1 protein-coding gene and 1 pseudogene are annotated in these 1326 nt (G+C 58.3%); both read left to right on the forward strand.

What is annotated here, in order from left to right; genetic code table 11:
- Positions 1–649: pseudogene (locus tag K288_RS53365) on the forward strand (hypothetical protein); the annotation flags it as partial.
- A 157-nt stretch (positions 650–806) separates the two neighbouring features.
- The gene (locus tag K288_RS49205) at positions 807–1055 is read left to right on the forward strand and encodes a hypothetical protein (RefSeq protein WP_043162536.1); all 249 of its coding nucleotides are present in this window, start codon (positions 807–809) and stop codon (positions 1053–1055) included.
- The last annotated feature ends 271 nt before the right edge of the window (positions 1056–1326 follow it).

The raw sequence follows: 1326 nt of genomic DNA on the forward strand, positions 1-1326 counted from the left end.
CGCTCTACACGCTCGTTTCCCGGCAAATCCGATCGCCGCAAAACGCCGCTTCTGGATTCCAAATCAATGGCTTGGGATTTCTTCACGGTCGACTACGTCCCGCGATCTGGCCATTCAACTGTTGCGTCCCCGCGTGCCACCTTCGCTGGCCGGTGGTGATTGCTCGGAGCCGCAAGAGTTGATTCCAGAATCGTATAGCGAGCATCAGACGCGCAACGATATTTGGAGCATTGTGCAGCGCGACTCAAGCGATATCGAGAGCCTGCGCCGTCAGCCGTATGTTCGCATGTCGCGCGGCTGTAGCAGTCCTGGTCGATTGACGTCCGGCTTCCTGGCCGATTGCCTCCTCCCCGTCGGACTGGTCAGGCGAAGACCTCCTTTTGTTGCACGTGCCAGGATTGAAGAAACGGGCCTGGACATGACCGATATCGTTGCGATCCGCCCATTCGATGACATGGAGGCGCTGGCTTGGCTGCGCTCTCAGCCGAATGGACATGTGATCGCCATCGCTGCGGAACTCGGGCGCCAACATCCTCGCATGGTCGTCCTGACGAAGGGCTCATCAGGCAATCGCGCGCAAAGTCCATCGCAAACGAAAATTGCAATTATGCCGTTAAGGGCGAACTGCCGCCGACGGTGCAATTCGTGATTGACATTCGAGCAAACATAAATATCTTAATCCATACGTACCAAGATAACTGAATTGTGGCCACCCAAGACGCTTCCTGCGCCGAGGTGGTTGCACTCAGCCACACTGGCCGCGCAACGCGTGACCATGACCCCTTCTGATCCACGGAGAAACGATCATGGCTACCCATCCAACCGCCTCTGCTGTCTCTCCCGCGCACACAGCCGCGCATCAGGCCTTGCACGAAGGCATCGAACACTCCCATGCCGCGCTCGAGCAGGTGCGCCAGCTGGAGATGGAGCTGCGCGTCCGCAAGAGCCTTCTGAAGGCCACACTGACGAATGATCTGCAACAGCGTGCAGCCGGTTTGAAAATGACGAATGCCCAAGACGATATCGCGAAGTTGGTGGACGATATCATCGGCTGAGGTTGTAATACGGGGCGGGGCATCCGCACACCCGAGGCAATGGCTTAGTCGCCTCGGCGGTCGTACTGGGCCTTTCTCAAGGATGCCCCGCGCTTGTATGAAGGACTCTGCCGCCAGTACGGGCAAAGTGCCAGTAGGTCGCTCAAAGTATGCGCGACATCGAAGCCGGCGCTTCAGAGTCGTCCGTGAAGAACCCTGCTTTCAGGCTGGGACGGACTGAGTTGCGGTGGTGAGAGCGGCGAGGATTCGGCGCAGCAACAGGTTGAGCCAA

The sequence above is a fragment of the Bradyrhizobium sp. Ai1a-2 genome, assembly GCF_000426245.1.
In the GTDB taxonomy this organism is placed as follows: domain Bacteria; phylum Pseudomonadota; class Alphaproteobacteria; order Rhizobiales; family Xanthobacteraceae; genus Bradyrhizobium.